Raw genomic sequence first — 13,844 nt, 5'->3', positions numbered from 1 at the left:
CGATGGTTGCAAATCTCGTGCGCCGCGCAGCGGCCCGACGCGCGGACCGCTCCGCACGCGGAATCAGGATTGCGCGGCGACCTCCGTCGGCGCGGCCGCCTCGGCTGGCGCCGGACGCGGATCCAGCGCCAGCGCGCGCTGGACGATCTCGCGCACGTCGTTGGACAGGTCGGGCTTGGCCGCCACGCGGGCAATCGCCTCGCGCGCCGCGCTGCGGTAGGGCTCGGCCAGCGCGGTCCAGCGGTCCATGACGCGGGCCAGGCGGCCCGCCACCTGCGGGTTGATCGCGTCCAGCGCCAGCACCTGGTCGGCCCAGAACACATAACCCGCCGCGTCCTTGCGATGGAACGCCGCCGGGTTGAACATCGCCAGCGAGAAGATCAGGCTGCGCGCGCGGTTGGGATTCTTCAGCGTGAAGTCCGGATGCTTCATCAGCTGCTTCATCCGCGCGAAGGTCTTGCCGTCGCGCTCGGCCGCGCGGCCTTGCAGCGCGAACCACTTGTCGATGACCAGCGCCTCGCCCTTGAACTGGGCGTGGAAGCGCGCGAGCGCGCTGTCGGCCAGCTCCGCATGCGCGTTCACGAGCGCCGACAGCGCGCCCATGCGGTCGGTCATGTTGGTGGCGTCCTTGAAGCGCTGGTAGGCGCGGCCCGGCCAGACGCCGTCGCCGCTGCGCGTCGCGTTGAGCACCAGCATCGCCAGGGACAGGTTCACCAGCGCGCGCTTGCCGCTCTGCACCGGGTCTGGGCTGTAGCCGGCCGTGACCTGATGCGCGTCATGGGCCCAGGCCCAGTCGGCCTGCAGCGCCGAGGCCAGCTGCGCCTGCGCCGCCTCGACGGCCGCATGCACCGCCTGCGGGTCGACCACGTCGAGCTGCTCGGCGATGTAGGCCTCGTCGGGCAGCTGCAGCGCCAGCGCCTTGAACGCCGGGTCCAGTTCCGGATGGCGCAGCACGGCGCGCATCGCGTCCAGGTAGGCCGCGTCCAGCACCAGCGGCTGGCCGGCGCGCACGGCGCCCAGGATGCGGTTCAGCGCCAGGCGCTGGCTGGCTTCCCAGCGGTTGAAGGCGTCGCTGTCGTGGGTCAGCAGGACCAGCAGCTCGGCGTCGCCCAGACCGTCGTCCAGCACCACCGGCGCGGAGAAGCCGCGCAGCAGCGAGGGCACCGGCTCGGACGGCACGTTGACGAAGACGAAGCTCTGCTCGGCCTGGTCCAGCACCAGCACGCGTTCGGTCTCGGTCGAGCCCGCGGCGCCATCCTCGCCCTGCAGCATCAGCGGCAGCGACTGGCCGTCGCGGGCCAGCAGGCCCAGCGCGACCGGGATCACCTGCGGCAGCTTGCCGTCCTGGCCCGGGGTCGCGGGCGTGGACTGCTGCAGCGTCAGCGTGAAGGTCTGCGCGGCGGCGTCGTAGGCGCCGCGCGCGCGCAGGCGCGGCGTGCCGGCCTGCGAGTACCAGCGCTTGAACGCGTCCAGACGGGTGGACAGCGCCGAGCCCGGGTTCGCGTCCGCGATCGCCTGGGCGAAGTCGTCGCAGGTCACGGCCTGGCCATCATGGCGCTCGAAGTACAGCGCCATGCCCTTGGCGAAACCGTCGCGGCCGACCAGCGTCTGGTACATGCGCACCACCTCCGAGCCCTTCTCGTAGACGGTGGCGGTGTAGAAGTTGTTGATCTCGACGTACTCGTCGGGGCGCACCGGGTGCGCCATCGCGCCGGCGTCCTCGGGGAACTGGCGGGCGCGCAGCGCGCGCACGTCCTCGATGCGGCAGACCGCGCGCGCGCTCGGCGTGGCGGCCATGTCCTGGCTGAACTCCTGGTCGCGGAAGACGGTCAGGCCTTCTTTCAGCGACAGCTGGAACCAGTCGCGGCAGGTGACGCGGTTGCCGGTCCAGTTGTGGAAGTACTCGTGCGCGACGATGGACTCGATGCGGGCGAAGTCCGCGTCGGTTGCTGTGGCCGGTGAGGCCAGCAGCGCCGCGGTGTTGAAGATGTTCAGGCCCTTGTTCTCCATCGCGCCCATGTTGAAGTCGGACACGCCGACGACCATGAAGCGCTCCAGATCCAGCGGCAGCTTGAAGCGGGCCTCGTCCCACACGACCGAGGCGATCAGCGAGTTCATCGCGTGTTCGGTCTTCTCCAGGTCGCCCTGGCGGACGTAGACCTGCAGCAGGTGGTCCTTGCCGCCGCGGGTGCGGATGCGCTGCTCGCGCGCGACCAGGTCGCCGGCCACCAGCGCGAAGAGGTAGCTGGGCTTGGGGAAGGGGTCATGCCACTTGGCCAGGTGGCGGCCGTTGTCGAGCGAGGCCGTCTCGACCAGGTTGCCGTTGGACAGCAGCACCGGGTACCGGGCCTTGTCGGCGCGGAGGGTGACCGTGTAGACCGCCATCACGTCGGGGCGGTCCAGGAAGTAGGTGATGCGGCGGAAGCCCTCGGCCTCGCACTGCGTGAAGAAGCTGCCGCCCGAGGTGTACAGGCCCGACAGCGCGGTGTTCTTCTCCGGCGCGCAGGTGTTGCGGATCTCCAGCGTGAAGTCCGCGTCGGGCACGTTGTCGATGATCAGCTCATGGCCTTCCTGGCGGAAGGACACGCTCTCGCCGTCGATCAGCACGCGCAGCAGGTTGAGTTCCTCACCATGCAGGCGCAGCGGGCCGTGCGGCACCGCGGCGTTGCGTTCCAGGCGCATCTTGCTGGCGACCAGCGTCTTGGCCGGGTCGAGGTCGAAGCACAGGTCGACGGTGCGGATCCAGAAGATCGGCGCGACGTAGTCGGCGCGGCGGATCAGGGTGGCGGTGCCTTCACGCATGGCGGGCTTCCTTGTAGGAATGAAGAAGCCCCGGGCTCAAGGGTCGTGCGCCGGGGCTGTTGTCTCGTGTTGCTCTTAAACGCCCTGCTTGAGGGACGCGGTGATGAATGCGTCGAGGTCGCCATCCAGCACTTTCTGGGTGTTGGAGATCTCGACGTTGGTGCGCAGGTCCTTGATGCGGCTCTGGTCCAGCACGTACGAGCGGATCTGGTGGCCCCAGCCCACGTCGGTCTTGCTGTCCTCGAGCTTCTGCTGTTCGGCCATGCGCTTCTTCATCTCGTGGTCGTACAGGCGCGAGCGCAGGCGGCGCCAGGCGACGTCGCGGTTGCTGTGCTGGCTGCGGCTGTCCTGGCACTGCACCACGATGCCGGTCGGGATGTGGGTCAGGCGCACCGCCGAGTCGGTCTTGTTGATGTGCTGGCCGCCCGCGCCGGACGCGCGGTAGGTGTCGGTGCGCACGTCCGCCGGGTTGATGTCGATCTCGATCGAGTCATCGATCTCGGGATAGACGAACAGCGAGGCGAAGCTGGTATGGCGGCCGCCGGAGGAGTCGAACGGGCTCTTGCGCACCAGGCGGTGCACGCCGGACTCGGTGCGCAGCAGGCCGAACGCGTACTCGCCTTCCACCTTGATGGTGGCGCTCTTGATGCCGGCGATCTCGTCGGGGGTTTCTTCCTCGACCTCGGCCTTGAAGCCCTTGCGCTCGCAGTACTTCAGGTATTGGCGCAGCAGCATGCCGGCCCAGTCACAGGCCTCGGTGCCGCCGGCGCCGGCCTGGATGTCGATGAAGCAGTTGCTGGGGTCGGCCGGGTTGTTGAACATCCGGCGGAACTCGAGTTCCTCGACCAGCTCGGTCAGCTTGGCCGATTCGGCCTCGATGGTCTGCAGGCCGGTGACGTCGTTGTCGTCCTTGGACATCTCGAACAGCTCGAGGTTGTCGGAGAGGTTCGACGTCAGGTGATTGATGGTTTCGACGACCTTGTCGAGGGCGCGCTTTTCCTTGCCGAGTTCCTGGGCCCGCTTGGGTTCGTTCCAGACGTTGGGGTTCTCCAGGGCGGCGTTGACTTCATTCAACCGCAGCGCTTTGCGGTCGTAGTCAAAGGTACCCCCTTAGCGCGGCGGTCCGCGCTTGCAGATCGGCCAGCGTGGTGCCGATCGCATTGATTTGCTCGATGTCCATGATTCGTTCGAGTGAAAGAGCCCCCGACAGGGGGCCCGAAGCCGGGTATTTTCTCATGCTGAAGCAGGAGGCCTCCCTAAGATGGCGGAATGCTTCCCCATCCCCCTGTCCCCGATGCGGGTTCCCCCTCCGGTGCGTTCCGCGCCCGGCGTCGGCGCGTGCGGCGCGGCAACTGGCGCTTGACGCTCATGCTGCTGCTGGTGTGGGCGTTGGTGACCTTCGGCGTGGCCTACTTCGCCCGGGCCTTGAGCTTTGACTTCTTCGGCTGGCCGTTCAGCTTCTGGGTCGGGTCGCAGGGGGCGCTGATCGTCTACGTGGCGATCGTGGTCATCTACGCGACCGTCATGAACCGCCGCGAGGCGGCGGCCGGGGTCCAGGACCCTGTGCCGTACTCGGAAGAGGTCGACGCCAAGCGGCCCGAGCGCGAACCCTCGGGTCCGATCACCGGCTTCTGAGCCGCTTCAGGGGCGCTTCAGGATCGCGCCACGGGCGCGTCAGAACGGCGACGGATCCGCGGATTCCTGCTTCGCGGCGGCGAGCTGCGCCTGCAGCTCGGCGACCTGCGCGCGCAGCTTCACGTTCTCGTCCTGGAGCGCGCTGACCTGGGCGCGCAGCAGCGCGACGGCGGGATCGGCCTCGAGCTCGCCGTCCGCGTTGGTCGGCACGTCCAGCAGCGCGACGGCCACTTCCGCCACGGCGTCGCCGGCGGCCTTCTTGCCGACCTTCGATTCACGCACGCGCTTGGCGGCCTGGCGCAGTTCCTTCTTGCCGCCCGCTGCGGCGGCCGCCTGCTCCTCGGCGGGCAGGTCGGCGATGACGGCGGCGGCGCTGATGGAGACCTCGCCCGAGCGGACGGCGGCGACGAGCTCCGGCGCGGCCGCCTTCTGGATCTTCTCGATCTGCGTCACCGTGGCGCTGCTGATGCGCGCGGCGCGGGCGATGGCCTCGCGGCTCTTGAGCGGGGGCGCGTCCGGGACCGGCGCGCCGGTGGCGCTGGCGGGCGCTTCGGCCTCGGCGGCGGACGCCTCGGGGCTGGGGTCGTTGAGCACGGCCAGGCGGCGCGCTTCCATGATTTCCTTCTTGCGCAGCGCGAGCACGCCGCGCTGGAAGTCGGAGACGCTGCGGCGGCCCAGGTGCTGGTCGATCATCCACAGGTGCACGTCCTCCATCGACTTGAAGCGCGTGTTCTGCACCGTCTGGAAGGGGAGGCCGTGCTTGGTGCAGATGCTGTGGCGGTTGTGGCCGTCGACGAGGATGTCGCCCCACAGCACCAGCGCATCGCGGCAGCCCTCGGCCAGGATGCTGCGCTCGAGCGCGGCGTACTCGTCCTCGGTGAGGGGATCGATGTAGGCCTTGAGTTCTTCGGTGACGATGATGTTTTCCATGGGACGACGGCAGCAGCGGGGAGCGGAGCAGGACAGGGCGAAGGGGCGCGACAGGCGGGCGGCCCGTTCGGTGGGCCGCACGGGCGCAGGTCGCGCAGGCGACGGACGTCGCCGGAAAAGGGCGGCATTCTGCCCAATCCGCGCGGCTAAGCTGACGCACCCCGACCACGCGTGTCGGATTTCGATGATTTCCGGGAAGTTCCCCGCGATGACCGCGACCTCTTCAAGCCTCCTCGCCAGCGTGAGTCCGAGCCCCGATGCGCTCGCTACCGGATGGGACTACCCGTCCCCGCACTGCCTGTCGGTGAGCCCGCGGCCCGAGGACATCGACGGCCTGAACCACACCAACAACGCGGTGTATGTGCGGTGGTGCGAGCAGGTGGGGTGGTCGCATTCGGTGGCGCTGGGGCTGGACATCGAGGACTACCGGCGGCTGGACCGGGCGATGGCGATCCGCCACGGCGGCTACGACTACCTGCTGCCGTCCTTCGAGGGCGAGGCGCTGGTGCTGGGCACCTGGCTCACCGGCGGCGACGGCAGGCTGGCGATGGAGCGTCGATTCCAACTGCGTCGCGTGAGCGATGGGCAGACGCTGATGCGCGGCCGCTGGGAGCTGGTGTGCATCGACATCTCCGCCGGTCGGCCCCGGCGCATGCCGCCGGAATTCGTCGCGGCGTATCAAGCGGCGGTGGTTGGGGCCCCGGCTGACTCGCGGCCATCTCCCTCCGGTGGGGAACAGCTGGCGTGAAGGACTGCGGGGGGGGCGCTACCCCAGGAATTCTTCGACGGCGCGCGCCAACGCCTCTGGCTGGTCGTGGTGCATCATGTGCGCCGCCTGCTGCAGCGTGACGCGCCGCAGCTCCTTGACGACCGCCAGGCGCGCCTCGAAGTCCTCGCGCGGATAGCGGTCGCCCCACCACTGCGAGAGCTGGGTCTCGCTGCCCTCGCCCCACAGCGTCGGCGCCGTGATCGCGGACCAGCAGGCCAGCGCCTCGGCCTTGCGGTACAGCACCGGATTGGTCCGCTTGTGCGCCGGGTCGCCGAGGATGTGCCAGCGGCCGTCGTCGCCGCGCCGCGACCAATGCGGCGCCAGCCACGCCGCCTTGTCGGCGCTCAGCCGCGGGTTGGTCTTCATCAGCCGCTGCGCCACGCCCTCGACGCTGTCGTAGCTCTTGAGGCTCGGGGTCTCCTTCAGCTCGTCGAGCCAGCTCGCGAGCCGCGCCGGCGCCATCTCGGGCGTGGTGTCCGGCAGGCCGAAGCCCTCCAGGTTCACCAGCTTGCGCAGCCGCCCGGGCCGCACGCCGGCGTAGCTCATCGCGATGTTGCCGCCCATGCTGTGGCCGAGCAGGTCGACCGGCGCCCCGGGGCTGAGGGCATCGAGCAAGGCGTCCAGGTCGCCGAGGTAGTCGGGGAACCAGTAGGCGTCGCCCGGAGTGCCGTCGGTGAGGCCGAAGCCGCGCCAGTCGATGGCCACGACGCTGCGGTCCTCGCGGAAGGCGTCGACCATGAACTGGAACGACGCGCCGACGTCCATCCAGCCGTGGACCATCACGAGCAGCGGGCGCGTGCCGTCATGCTCGGGGCCCCAGCGCAGCACGTGGTGGCGCAGGCCGCGCAGCGTCAGGAAGGCGCTGCGATGCGGGCGGCGGACGATGTACGCGGTGTTGTGCGCGGCGTTGTGCGCGGCGCTCTCCGCGACGCCCGCGGCGGGACTCATGTCGGTGCTCATGGACGGCGACTGTAGTGTGAGGAACGGCCGCAGGCTTTCGCCATGGAGACAATGCGCCGACTTCATCCACGAGCCACCATGACCGCCACGCCCGATCCCTACACCCTGCGTCCCGCCCGGCCCGCCGACGTCCCCGCCATCGTCGGCCTGATCGGCGAGCTCGCCGATTTCGAGAGCCTGTCCCATCTGATGGAGGTCACGCCGGAGAAGCTGCATCCGCATCTCTTCGGCGAGCGGCCCGTCGCCGAGGCCCTGGTCGCCGAGCACGAGAGCGGTGCCATCGTCGCCTTCGCGCTGACCTTCGTGAACTTCTCGACCTTCCTGGCCAAGCCCGGGCTCTACCTCGAGGACCTCTACGTCCAGCCCGCCCATCGCGGCGCGCGACTCGGCACGCGCATGCTGACCCGCCTGGCGCAGGTCGCGATCGAGCGCGGCTACGGCCGCTTCGAATGGTGCGTGCTCGATTGGAACGAGAACGCCATCCGCTTCTACGAGAAGATGGGCGCGACGATCATGCCGGACTGGCGCCTGTGCCGCCTCACCGGTGACGCGCTCGCGCGCTTCAAGGGCTGAGGCTTCGCCCGCTCACGGCCACCAGCCGTCGAGCTGCTCCGGCGGCCGGGCGATCAGCGCGCGATCGCCGTCCACGACGATGGGACGCTGCAGCAGCCGCGGGTGGTCCGCCACCGCCTGCAGCAACTGGTCGTCGCTGAGCGCGGGCTCGGACAGGCCGAGCTCGCGGTACGCGTCCTCGCCCTCGCGCAGCATCGCGCGCGCCGGCACGCCCAGTTGGCGCTGCAGCGTCCGCAACTCGCCCAGCGACAAGGGCGTGGCCAGGTAGTCGACGATCTCGGGGCGAAGGCCGCGTGATTCGAGCCGGGCCAGCGCCTCGCGCGACTTCGAGCAGCGAGGGTTGTGCAGGATCTTCACGGTCATCCGGCGGAGTGTAGGCGGCGCCTTCACGCGATCACGCCTTCATGCGACCGCGCCTTCGCCTTCATGCGCGCATCGAGGATCGATCCGCGCTTTCCCCGTGCACCGTGCGAGGGCGCGCCCGCCCGGGCCGGCACCGTCCTGGCGCTACGGGCTTTCCATGACGTCCCGTGCCGGCTCGCTCGCTAGCATCCACGCTCTTGTTCCAGTCCCGGAGAGTCGCGATGTCCGACGCCTACGCGCTGATCCACGGCGCGTTCCGCTGGCAGGTGCCTGAGCGCCTGTCCATCGCCGAACTCTGCTGCGGCCGCTGGGCCCGCGAGACGCCCGACGCGCCGGCCATCCTCTTCGACAGCGACAGCGGTTGTCGCGCGCAGTACTCCTTCGGCCAACTGCAACGCGCGGCGAATCGGCTGTCCAACGCGCTGCGGCGCCTCGGCGTGCAGGCCGGCGACCGCGTGGCGCTGGTGCTGCCGCAGCGTTTCGAGACGGCGGTCGCGCACATCGCGATCAACCAGCTCGGCGCGGTGGCGATGCCGCTGTCCATGCTCTTCGGCCCCGATGCGCTGGCCTACCGGCTGCAGGACAGCGAGGCCAGCGTCGCGATCGTCGAAAGCGGGGCGCTCGCCGCGGTGCGCGCGGTGCGTGCGCAATGCCCGGCGCTGCGCCACGTCCTGCTGGTCGGCGAGTCCGAGCCGCAGGACGGTGAAGCCGGCTGGATGGCCGCGCTGCAGGCCGAGGACGCGCGCTTCGCCGCGCGGGACAACGCGGCCGAGGATCCCGCGATCCTGATCTACACCAGCGGCACGACCGGCGCGCCCAAGGGCGCCTTGCTGCCGCAGCGCGCGCTGCTGGGCAACCTGACCGGCTTCATCGCGAGCCAGAACTGGTTCGGCTTCGATCCCCATGACCCGCGGGTCCGCAGCGAGGCCGTGTTCTGGAGCCCCGCCGACTGGGCCTGGACCGGTGGGCTGATGGACGCGCTGCTGCCGTCGCTGTGCTTCGGCCGGCCCATCCTCGGTTACCAGGGCCGCTTCTCGCCGGAGAAGGCCTTCGAGCTGATGCAGCACTACCGCGTCAGCCACACCTTCCTGTTCCCGACGGCGCTGAAGGCCATGATGAAGGCGGTGCCCCATCCCGCCGAGCACTACGCGCTGCGCCTGGAGGCCGTGATGAGCGCCGGCGAGGCCGTCGGCGACGCGGTCTTCGACTGGGTCCGGCGCGAACTGGGCGTGACGGTCAACGAGATGTTCGGCCAGACCGAGATCAACTACGTCGTGGGCAACTGCGCGCGGCTGTGGCCGGCCAAGCCCGGCAGCATGGGCCGCGCGTATCCCGGTCACCGCGTCGCGGTCATCGACGACGACGGCCAGGTCTGCCCACCCGGGCAGATCGGCGAAGTGGCGGTGCATCGCCGGGACGGGCATGGCGACCTCGATCCGATCTTCTTCCTCGGCTACTGGCGCAACGAGGCCGCGACGGCGGCGAAGTTCACCGGCGATCCGCTGGACAGCTGGTGCCGCACCGGCGACCTCGCGCGCACTGACGAGGACGGCTACCTCTGGTACCAGGGCCGCGCCGACGACCAGTTCAAGGTCGCGGGCTATCGCATCGGCCCCGGCGAGATCGAGAACTGCCTGGTGCGTCACGAGGCGGTGGCCAATGCCGCGGTCGTGCCCAAGCCCGATGCCGAGCGCGGCGCGCTGGTGAAAGCCTTCGTCGTGCTGGCGCCGGGGCGGCAGCCGTCGGCCGCGTTGACCGGCGAGTTGCAGGACTTCGTCCGTCAGCGGCTCGCGCCCTACGAATACCCCAAGGAGATCGAGTTCCTCGACAGCCTGCCGATGACCACCACCGGCAAGGTGCAGCGCCGCGTGCTGCGGCAGCTCGAGGCGGATCGGGCCGCCGACCGCGCCGCCGGTCGGGCGGCCTGAGCGGCGCCCCTCGTCGAGGGCTCAGTCGCCGCCGCTTCGCCGTTGCAGGTGGGACGCGCGGCGCGCCTTCGCTCAACTCGCGCGCGGATTGCGCAGCTTGACGTACAGCTTGGTGTTGGTGCCCGGCGGCGTCTGCAGCAGCGCGGCGTCGGGCCATTGCTCCTGCCCGGTCAGCACGGTGCAGGCGCGCGAGGGCTTGCCCTTGGGCGTCTCCGGTTCGCGCTGCTGAGCGTCCGCCGGCAAGGGCAGGCGCCAGCGCTGCGCGCCCTCGGACCAGTCCAGCTGCCACTGCGGCGCGTCGCTGCAGGCGATCACGCCGTCGATCTGCGGGAACATCCAGCGCACGTACCAGGGCAGCAGCTCGGTGCGCAGCCGCTGGCCGACGGTGACGATGCGCCGCACCGTGGCCATGTCCAGCATCTCCGGCGGCGTGGCCAGGTCGATGCTCAGGCGCACGCCGAGCTCGCCCTTGGGCACGTTGGTGCCGAAGTCCATGTCCTTGGCCTGGCGCTCGCTGAAGGTCGGCAGGTCGAAGCGGCCCTTGTCGTCGATGGGGATGGGGATGTAGTCGTCGTCGCTCATCAGCGCGAGCTTGGTGCCGGCGGGCGGCGGCTTGCTGGCGTCCTTCGCGTCCGTCAGCACGAAGCGGCTGACGAAGAGCCCTTCGCCTTCGGTGCGCAGCTTCGACAGCAGTTCGTTCAGGCGCTTGTAGGGGAAGGAGGCGCCGCGCTTGACGTCGCTCTGCACGGTCGGCAGCGCGACCGCCGCCGAGGCCGAGGTGGCCGCCGGCCGCGGGCCGTCCGCGCTGGCGGGGGCGGTGGGCGCGGTGGGCGCGACGGCCCCGGCGGGCGCGGCCATGGCCGCCGGGCCGCAGCCCGCGGCGAACACGCCGGTCACGAGGAGCGCTGCCGCGAGTCGCGCGCGCTGGAACTGCTGGGGTTTCACGGTTCTCTCTCCCTGGTCGCTGTGAGCGGTCCGCGCTGAACGGCGCGCGGTCAAGTTGCGTTGACGACGGTTGTCCCTCATCGGGGTGGCAGCCGCGCGGCGTCCGGACGAAGCGGGGCTCAACGCCGGCACTTGCCGCGCGCCTCGGCGAGCAGCCAGAAGGGCGCGCTGAGCAGCCCCATGCCGCCGCCGGCGTATTCGCCCTTGAGGCAATCGCCGCTGGCGCCCTTCATCATTTCGTTGCCCAGCTTGGTCGAGGCATCGATCCGGTCGGGCGCGCGGCTGGCCTCGTCGACCCGCTCGGCGAGCAGCGGCTGGCCCTGCGCGGACTGGCGGATCGCGCGGCGCGTCGCCGTGCCGTCCATGAGCTCGCGGCCGCTGGGGCCGGAGGCGCCCGATGCGGGCGTCGGCGCGGCGATGACCACGGTGGCGCGCGGCGCTTCGTCGACGCGATCGAGTTCAGGCGCGGGCGATGCCGCGCGCGGGCTCGCCGCGTGCGACTGCGGCGCCTTCGCCGTGTCGCCGGTCGGTGCGTGAGCCGCTGCGGCGCGACGGACCGCGGGGTTGCCTTCGGCGCGCTGCGTCGTCGCCTTCGCCGGCGGCCGCGGGACCAGCGGCGGCAACTGGATCGTCACCATCCGGATCGACGACCGCCGCTGCGTGCTGTGTGCCTCGCCACGGTGCCAGTCGTGCTGCAGCCAGGCGACCAGCGCGACGTGAAGCAGGAGGACCGCCGCCAGCGCGATCGCGCGGAACCGGCGGGAGGTGTTCGGTGTCGCGGCGCGCATCGCCCCAAGCGCCGTGGCATCGGTCGCGCCATGTGCGGCCTCGGGCCTAAGCACTGCCATCACCGTCTCCATCCGGCTCCTCGCCGGGTTCCCAGGCGAGCAGGTCGCCCGGCTGGCATTGCAGCACCGCGCAGATCCGCGACAAGGTGTCGAAGCGCACGCCGCGCACCTTGCCGGACTTCAGCAGCGAGAGGTTGGCCTCGGTGATGCCGATGGCCTCGGCCAGCTCCTTCGAGCGCATCTTGCGCTGCGCGAGCATGACGTCGAGTCGGACGACGATGGGCATGGGGCGCTCAGATGAACTCGGCGTTCTCTTGCGCCATGCGCTGCGCCTCGCGCATCACCTGGCCCATCGCGACGAAGACCAGCCCGCACAGCAGCACGACGAAATGCGAGCTGCCCAGCTGGAACGACAGGTAGCGCTGGCCCGGCGGGTTGCCCAGCGTCAGCGCGAGCACCGTGGCCGTGTCGGTGAGCGGCATCGCCACCGCGATCGCCACCACCGACTGCCCCATGCGGCGCAGCAGCCGCGTCGCGGCGTCGGTGAAGACCTCGCCGCGCAGGTAGCCGCCGAACAGGCGCCACAGGCACCACAGGGCATACAGCGTCAGCAGGGCCAGCGGCAGGTTCACCGCCAGCGCCGCGCCGCGCGAGATCACGTCGAACTGCAGCGCGTGCGACAGGTCCCACTCCTTGCGCGCGGTGCGCTCGATCATGGCCGGGTGGGTCCAGAACACCGCATGGAAGCCGACCACCGTCGCCATCGCGATCAGCGCCATCGCGCGCACGCAGTGGGCGATCCAGCGAATGCGCTGCAGGCCGGCGGGGATTGGGGAAGGGCGCATGGCGAGGCGGTGGCATTACCGTGGTGTGGCAAGAAATTACTGTAAAACAATAATTTCCAGTCGGCAACCGTGAGGGAGAGCCCATTGCGGCCATGTGGCGCACGGGGAGACGGAGGCGGTGCACATGCGGGCGAGCAGGGAACCGGCGCTCCGCCCGCGTCGGGCACACTGGCCGCCTGCCGCGGCGACGGAGCCACGCGGCACCTCACGGAGCACGGACAAGATGGAGCGCATCACCCTCGGACAGTCGGACCTGTCGGTCACCCGCATCGGCCTGGGCACGATGACCTTCGGCGAACAGGTCGACGAGGCCGGCAGCCACGCGCTGCTGGACCGCGCGGTGGCCGCGGGCATCAACCTGCTGGACCTGGCCGAGATGTACCCGGTGCCGGCGCGCGCCGAGACCTTCGGCAGGACGGAGGAGATCGTCGGCCGCTGGCTGCAGGCGCGGCCGGGACTGCGCGAGCGTCTGGTCATCGCGACCAAGGTCGCCGGCCCCTCGCGCGGTTATGACTGGATCCGCGACGGCAGCCAGGACCTGACCGGCGCGCAGATCATTCAGGCCTGCGAGGACAGTCTGCGGCGGCTGCGCATCGACACCATCGACCTGTTCCAGATCCACTGGCCCGCGCGGCACGTGCCGATGTTCGGAGGCGTCTACTTCGAGCCGTCCAAGGACAAGCCGGTGGCGTCGATGCTGGAGCAGTTGCAGGCGCTGGACCAGCTGCGACGCGCGGGCAAGATCCGCCACGTCGGCCTGTCCAACGAGACCGCCTACGGCGTCGGTGAATTCGTGCATCTGGCGCAGGTCCATGGCCTGCCGCGCATCGTCAGCGTGCAGAACCCCTACAGCCTGGTGAACCGCGTCGTCGAGAACGGCCTGGACGAGGCGCTCTACCGCCACCAGGTCGGCCTGCTGGCGTATTCGCCGCTGGGCTTCGGCACGCTCACCGGCAAGTACGACGCGCATGGGCTGGGCGATCCCGCCAGGCCGGGCCGGCTGGCGATCTTCGACAGCATGAAGAAGCAGCGCTGGGCGCGGCCCGAGACGCTCGAAGCCGCGCGCCGCTACAACGCGCTCGCGGCGGAACTGGGCATGACGCCGGCGACGCTGGCGATGGCCTGGGTCACTTCGCGCTGGCAGACCGGCAGCGCGCTGATCGGCATCACGAACGCGGCGCAGCTCGATGAGAACCTCGCGGCGCTCGGCCGCCCGCTCGATGCCGAGGTCCACGCGCGCATCGACCGCATCCGCTGGGAGATCCGCGACCCGGCGCAGTGAACGCGCGGCGGTCGACCGGACGCC

At 70.5% G+C, this 13,844-nt stretch carries 14 protein-coding genes; 5 read left to right on the top strand and 9 right to left on the bottom strand.

The features are described from left to right. Positions 1-63 precede the first annotated feature (63 nt). On the bottom strand, positions 64-2,802 hold the full coding sequence (gene pepN, locus BM393_RS11720) for an aminopeptidase N (RefSeq protein ID WP_091725548.1): 2,739 nt from the start codon (positions 2,800-2,802) through the stop codon (positions 64-66). Between the two features lie 75 nt (positions 2,803-2,877). Continuing rightward, positions 2,878-3,982 (bottom strand): peptide chain release factor 2 gene (gene prfB, locus BM393_RS11715; RefSeq protein WP_141225315.1). Its coding sequence is split into 2 segments (ribosomal slippage): positions 2,878-3,900 and positions 3,902-3,982, totalling 1,104 coding nucleotides; the frame shifts between segments, so codons are not numbered across the junction. Positions 3,983-4,170: 188 nt separating this feature from the next. Between prfB and BM393_RS11710 the strand changes: the two genes are divergently transcribed. After that, positions 4,171-4,437, top strand: a complete 267-nt coding sequence (locus BM393_RS11710) for a sodium/substrate symporter small subunit (protein WP_254783426.1) — start codon at positions 4,171-4,173, stop codon at positions 4,435-4,437. Positions 4,438-4,476: 39 nt separating this feature from the next. Here the strand turns inward: BM393_RS11710 and BM393_RS11705 are convergent, their stop codons facing one another. Beyond that, positions 4,477-5,367, bottom strand: coding sequence for a plasmid replication/partition related protein (locus BM393_RS11705; RefSeq protein WP_091725540.1), 891 nt, complete (start codon positions 5,365-5,367; stop codon positions 4,477-4,479). Between the two features lie 304 nt (positions 5,368-5,671). Between BM393_RS11705 and BM393_RS11700 the strand changes: the two genes are divergently transcribed. Next, a complete protein-coding gene (locus BM393_RS11700; RefSeq protein WP_254783425.1) occupies positions 5,672-6,115 on the top strand; it encodes a thioesterase family protein in 444 nt (147 codons plus the stop codon). A gap of 18 nt (positions 6,116-6,133) precedes the next feature. On the opposite strand, the gene BM393_RS11695 is transcribed toward BM393_RS11700, so the two are convergent. Next, entirely contained in the window at positions 6,134-7,096 is a 963-nt protein-coding gene (locus tag BM393_RS11695; RefSeq protein ID WP_254783424.1) for an alpha/beta fold hydrolase, read from the bottom strand. A gap of 78 nt (positions 7,097-7,174) precedes the next feature. Here BM393_RS11695 and BM393_RS11690 point away from each other — a divergent pair, with 78 nt between their 5' ends. Then, positions 7,175-7,669 carry a GNAT family N-acetyltransferase gene (locus tag BM393_RS11690; RefSeq protein WP_091725532.1) on the top strand — a complete coding sequence of 165 codons (495 nt, stop codon included), beginning with the start codon at positions 7,175-7,177 and terminating at the stop codon, positions 7,667-7,669. 12 nt (positions 7,670-7,681) lie between these two features. Here the strand turns inward: BM393_RS11690 and arsC are convergent, their stop codons facing one another. After that, on the bottom strand, positions 7,682-8,032 hold the full coding sequence (gene arsC / locus BM393_RS11685; protein ID WP_091725528.1) for an arsenate reductase (glutaredoxin): 351 nt from the start codon (positions 8,030-8,032) through the stop codon (positions 7,682-7,684). A 221-nt stretch (positions 8,033-8,253) separates the two neighbouring features. Here arsC and BM393_RS11680 point away from each other — a divergent pair, with 221 nt between their 5' ends. After that, positions 8,254-9,960, top strand: coding sequence for an acyl-CoA synthetase (locus BM393_RS11680; protein ID WP_091725522.1), 1,707 nt, complete (start codon positions 8,254-8,256; stop codon positions 9,958-9,960). Positions 9,961-10,032: 72 nt separating this feature from the next. On the opposite strand, the gene BM393_RS11675 is transcribed toward BM393_RS11680, so the two are convergent. The 4 genes from BM393_RS11675 to BM393_RS11660 form a co-directional block, all read right to left on the bottom strand. Further along, entirely contained in the window at positions 10,033-10,905 is an 873-nt protein-coding gene (locus BM393_RS11675) for a hypothetical protein (RefSeq protein ID WP_091725519.1), read from the bottom strand. Between the two features lie 119 nt (positions 10,906-11,024). Beyond that, entirely contained in the window at positions 11,025-11,753 is a 729-nt protein-coding gene (locus BM393_RS11670) for a hypothetical protein (protein ID WP_141225314.1), read from the bottom strand. Next, positions 11,740-11,979 carry a helix-turn-helix transcriptional regulator gene (locus BM393_RS11665; RefSeq protein ID WP_091725510.1) on the bottom strand — a complete coding sequence of 80 codons (240 nt, stop codon included), beginning with the start codon at positions 11,977-11,979 and terminating at the stop codon, positions 11,740-11,742. The genes BM393_RS11670 and BM393_RS11665 overlap by 14 nt, the downstream gene beginning before the upstream one ends. Before the next feature lie 7 nt (positions 11,980-11,986). Next, positions 11,987-12,538, bottom strand: coding sequence for a DUF2975 domain-containing protein (locus BM393_RS11660; protein ID WP_091725507.1), 552 nt, complete (start codon positions 12,536-12,538; stop codon positions 11,987-11,989). A 223-nt stretch (positions 12,539-12,761) separates the two neighbouring features. Between BM393_RS11660 and BM393_RS11655 the strand changes: the two genes are divergently transcribed. Further along, the gene (locus tag BM393_RS11655) at positions 12,762-13,820 is read left to right on the top strand and encodes an aldo/keto reductase (RefSeq protein ID WP_091725504.1); all 1,059 of its coding nucleotides are present in this window, start codon (positions 12,762-12,764) and stop codon (positions 13,818-13,820) included. The last annotated feature ends 24 nt before the right edge of the window (positions 13,821-13,844 follow it).

It is taken from the genome of Mitsuaria sp. PDC51, assembly GCF_900113225.1.
Taxonomy (GTDB): domain Bacteria; phylum Pseudomonadota; class Gammaproteobacteria; order Burkholderiales; family Burkholderiaceae_C; genus Roseateles.
This window is presented reverse-complemented; position numbering and strand designations above follow the sequence as displayed.